General features: G+C 63.2%; 5 protein-coding genes. All 5 read left to right on the top strand.

Features of this window, described 5'->3' with window-relative positions; translation table 11 throughout:
* Nucleotides 1–667 (top strand): phosphopentomutase (locus EOA33_RS26210; RefSeq protein ID WP_127406958.1); only part of this gene is annotated, 667 nt, incomplete at its 5' end.
* The gene (mutM, locus tag EOA33_RS26205; RefSeq protein ID WP_126056642.1) at nt 651–1538 is read left to right on the top strand and encodes a bifunctional DNA-formamidopyrimidine glycosylase/DNA-(apurinic or apyrimidinic site) lyase; all 888 of its coding nucleotides are present in this window, start codon (nt 651–653) and stop codon (nt 1536–1538) included. The genes EOA33_RS26210 and mutM, both read left to right, overlap by 17 nt.
* A gap of 39 nt (nt 1539–1577) precedes the next feature.
* Nucleotides 1578–2351, top strand: a complete 774-nt coding sequence (locus EOA33_RS26200; RefSeq protein ID WP_126056643.1) for an enoyl-CoA hydratase — start codon at nt 1578–1580, stop codon at nt 2349–2351.
* Between the two features lie 158 nt (nt 2352–2509).
* Nucleotides 2510–2776 carry a 30S ribosomal protein S20 gene (rpsT, locus tag EOA33_RS26195; protein ID WP_126056644.1) on the top strand — a complete coding sequence of 89 codons (267 nt, stop codon included), beginning with the start codon at nt 2510–2512 and terminating at the stop codon, nt 2774–2776.
* 844 nt (nt 2777–3620) lie between these two features.
* The coding region (locus EOA33_RS26190; RefSeq protein WP_281033557.1) for a DnaA N-terminal domain-containing protein at nt 3621–4204 on the top strand (584 nt) is incomplete at its 3' end.

Below are 4204 nucleotides of genomic sequence, written 5' to 3'. Positions count from 1 at the left end.
CTGCAAGACGGTGCGCAGGCTGGCCGATCCGCTGAACATCGGCCGGGTTATCGCCCGGCCTTTCGTCGGCGAAAGCGTCGCCACCTTCGAACGGACATATAACCGCCGCGACTATGCGGTGCCGCCGCCAGAGCCGACCCTGCTCGACCGGCTGACTGGGCGCGGCAGCAAGGTCATCGCGGTCGGCAAGATCGGCGACATCTTCGCGCATCGCGGCATCTCGGAGGTGCGCAAGGCCGCCGGCAACATGGCGATGTTCGACAAGGCGCTCGGCGCGATGGACGAGGCCGGCGACGGCGACCTGGTGTTTGCCAATTTCGTCGATTTCGACACGGAGTTCGGCCATCGGCGCGACGTCGCCGGCTATGCCGCGGCGCTCGAGGCGTTCGACCGGCGCCTGCCCGAAGCGCTGGTGAAATTGAAGCAAGGCGACCTCTTCATCCTCACCGCGGACCATGGCAACGATCCGACCTGGCGCGGCACCGACCATACGCGCGAGCGCATCCCGGTGATCGGCACCGGACCTGGGCTCGCGGGCGGCGACATCGGCCTCAGACCGACTTTCGCCGATATCGGCGAGACCGTCGCGGAGCATCTCGGGCTGGCGCCCGGCCGTCACGGCACCTCCTTTTATGCGGCGATGGGCGGCCATGCCCGAACTGCCTGAGGTCGAAACCGTCCGGCGCGGGCTGCAGCCGGTCCTGGAAGGCGCTCGCCTGGTCAGGGTCGAAGCGCGCCGGCCCGATCTCAGGTTTCCATTTCCCGCGCGCTTCTCCGAACGGCTAACCGGCAAGACCATCACCGCGCTCGGCCGGCGGGCCAAGTACCTCACCATGCATGTCGATGGCGGTCCGGTGCTGATCTGCCATCTCGGCATGTCGGGCTCCTTCCGCATCGAAACCGCCGAAGGCGAAACGCCCGGCGCGTTCCATCACGAGCGCTCGAAGAATTCGGCGCACGACCATGTCGTGTTCGACATCGAATCTCCCGCGGGTACCCGCTCGCGGGTGATCTTCAACGATCCGCGCCGTTTCGGCTTCATGCTGTTTGCGGAAGGCGCGCCAGACACTCATCCGATGCTGACCGGCCTAGGCATCGAGCCGACCGGCAATGCGCTGGACGGCGCCCTGCTCGCTTCGCTGCTCGCCGGCCGCAGATCGCCATTGAAAGCGGCGCTGCTCGACCAGCGGCTGATCGCGGGACTCGGCAATATCTATGTATCAGAAGCGCTGTGGCGCGCCGGCCTGTCGCCGCTGCGCGAGGCGGGCACAATCGCCGGAGGCGGCAAAAAGGCGAGGGAGCGAAGCGAGCGCCTGGCCGAAGCGATCCGGTCGGTCATCGCCGATGCGATCGCCGCCGGTGGCTCCTCGCTGCGCGACTATGTGCAGTCCGATGGGTCGCTCGGCTATTTCCAGCATTCCTTCGCGGCCTACGACCGCGAGGGCGAGCCATGCCAAAAGCCCGGCTGCGGCGGCCATATCGAGCGTATCGTGCAGAGCGGCCGCTCGACCTTCTATTGCCGGACCTGTCAGCGGTGAGCTAGACCGATCCCTCAATCGGAACGAGGAGGCGATGCCATGACCTATGAAACAATCATCGTGGAAACGCGCGGCAAGGTCGGGCTGATCACGCTGAACCGGCCGAAGGCGCTCAACGCGCTGAACTCCCAGGTCATGGCGGAGGTGGTCGCGGCGATGAGCGGGTTCGGCGCCGATGCCGGCATCGGCGCGATCATCATCACCGGTTCCGAGAAGGCCTTCGCGGCTGGCGCCGACATCAAGGAGATGCAATCGATCGCCTTCGTCGATGCCTACACGCAGGACTTCTTCGTCGGCTGGGAGCAACTCACGCGCGTGCGAAAGCCGATCATCGCGGCGGTTGCGGGTTACGCGCTTGGCGGCGGCTGCGAACTGGCAATGATGTGCGATTTCATCATCGCCGCGGATACCGCAAGGTTCGGCCAGCCCGAGATCACGCTTGGCGTCATGCCCGGCATGGGCGGGTCGCAGCGGCTGACCCGTTTTGTCGGCAAGTCGAAGGCGATGGACATGTGCCTGACCGGGCGGATGATGGATGCGGCCGAGGCGGAGCGCTGCGGGTTGGTGTCGCGCGTCGTGCCCGCGGGCGATCTCATTGAGGAAGCTCTGAAGGCCGCGGCCAAGATCGCCGAGTTCTCGCTGCCGTCGGTGATGATGACGAAAGAGGCCGTCAACCGGGCCTATGAAACGACGCTTGCCGAGGGTTTGCGGTTCGAGCGGCGGCTGTTCCACTCGCTGTTTGCGCTGGACGACCAGAAGGAAGGCATGGCCGCCTTTGCCGAGAAGCGGAAGCCCAATTTCACCAACCGATAAGATGGTCGGGCGCCGGCGTCAAAAAGAAGGCGAAGCGGCGTTGACGCGCCGGAAAAGCTGAACTATAAGCCGCACCAACCGAGGCGGCCTGTGGCTGCCCGTTTGTTTTTTGCGCCCTGCGATACCGCTGGCGCCCACCAGATCAGAAGAGAGGCACCATGGCCAACACCTCCTCGGCCAAGAAGGCAACGCGCAAGATCGCCCGCCGGGCCGCGATCAACAAGAACCGCCGCTCGCGCGTCCGCACTTATGTGCGCCAGGTCGAAGAGGCGCTCGCCTCGGGCGACAAGGCTGCCGCGCTGGCCGCGTTCAAGGCTGCCGAGCCGGAATTGATGCGCGCCGCGACGAAGGGCGTGATCCATAAGAACACGGCGTCGCGCAAGGTTTCCAGACTGGCGCACCGGCTCAAGGTACTGACTGCCTGATAAGCCTTTACTAAACTTGCGTTCTTCGAACCCGGCGGATGACGCCGGGTTTTTTCGTTTGCCGGCAAGTACTTAAAAAGAACGCCCCGAGATCGCGTCCAGGCTGGATTTCAAAATCCGGTTTACTTTGCCGGCATATACATGCGCACTGATATTCCGTTATGCCGAAAGCGGGCGCTGACCAAAATTCGGCTGTCAGAAATTAGCTATATATTTCAAACGCCTGTGGATGGTGATCCACAGCTTGTTCACATCGCGTTCGAGCGGCGGGGGACAAGTAGCTGTCAAGCGAATTATTTCAGAAAATTTCGTGCCGAGCGGCCATTTTCATATTCGCCGGAAAAGGGTTTGAATCACAATGGCTTTGTCAAAATATGCCGTTGCGGCACCCGCTCCGAACCCGTCTCCGCTAACCAGATTCGTTAAAAATCCGTTAGTCGTGGCCTTGCCCTATCCACAGCGATTTCGGTAATGTCCATCCATCGAAGGGACGGGCTCTTGGCCTTCAACCCAGCCTGAATCGGCCACCACAAAATGGCAGAATTCATGACGTGGATCAATTCCGCGAACGGGCTTGATTTGTCTTTTCGAGGCGGTAGGGGACTGGCGTAATTGTACATGGCAGGTCGATGGAGCCGGCGTTTTCGCCGGATGGCATCGCATTGCCCTGGTGTGTCGAGAACGGCCCAGCTTGCAAGAGCTGGCACCGGTCCCTTTGTTACGAGGCGATGATCACCTGCCGGCGGCGGCGGTGGTGTCGCAGCGAAGATACGGTCGCCGGAAACATGGATGCAGGAGGCGCATCCCCGGCGGAAAAGGGTACAAAAGGACAAGGAACTCGATCATGCAGAGCGGCATCGAAAGGGAGCTAACCAGCGAACTCCCATTCCCAACAACATTCGTCGGAGGGGACAGCATGGCGGGTTCCAGCGACGCGGAACAGAAGTTCGAGCGCGTCAAGGCCCAGCTGAAGGCGCGCCTGGGAGCTGAGGTCTATTCAAGCTGGTTTGGCCGCATGAAGGTTGCCGAGGCTTCCCGCGGCATTGTCCGCATCTCGGTACCCACGGCCTTCCTGCGGTCGTGGATCAACGGCCACTATCTCGATCTGATCGCGGAATTGTGGAAGCACGAGGATCCCGAAGTCCTCAAGATCGAGATCGTGGTGCGCACCGCCACGCGCCAGACACGCAATGGCGTCGAGCCTGAGGTGACGCCGGCGCGTAAGATGACCCGACAGACGCAGACGGCGCTCGCCGCGGGCACCGCCGCGACAGGCAGGGTCGAACGGGCTCCGGCGCCGCGCCCGGGCGTGCCCGCAGAGACCGAGTTCCGGCACAATGTGCTGGGGTCGCCGCTCGATCCACGCTACACCTTCAGTTCCTTCATCGAAGGCCCGTCGAACCGGGTGGCTTTCGCCGCCGCCAAGGC

Source organism: Mesorhizobium sp. M4A.F.Ca.ET.050.02.1.1 (genome assembly GCF_003997725.1).
Taxonomy (GTDB): domain Bacteria; phylum Pseudomonadota; class Alphaproteobacteria; order Rhizobiales; family Rhizobiaceae; genus Mesorhizobium.
The sequence above is the reverse complement of the archived record's forward strand: the minus strand, read 5'-3'. Positions and strand labels throughout refer to the sequence as shown.

Excerpts from the sequence above, each read along its gene's own strand:
- mutM (WP_126056642.1), top strand. The coding sequence starts at position 651 with ATGCCCGAACTGCCTGAGGTCGAAACCGTCCGGCGCGGGCTGCAGCCG.
- EOA33_RS26200 (WP_126056643.1), top strand. The coding sequence starts at position 1,578 with ATGACCTATGAAACAATCATCGTGGAAACGCGCGGCAAGGTCGGGCTG.
- rpsT (WP_126056644.1), top strand. The coding sequence starts at position 2,510 with ATGGCCAACACCTCCTCGGCCAAGAAGGCAACGCGCAAGATCGCCCGC.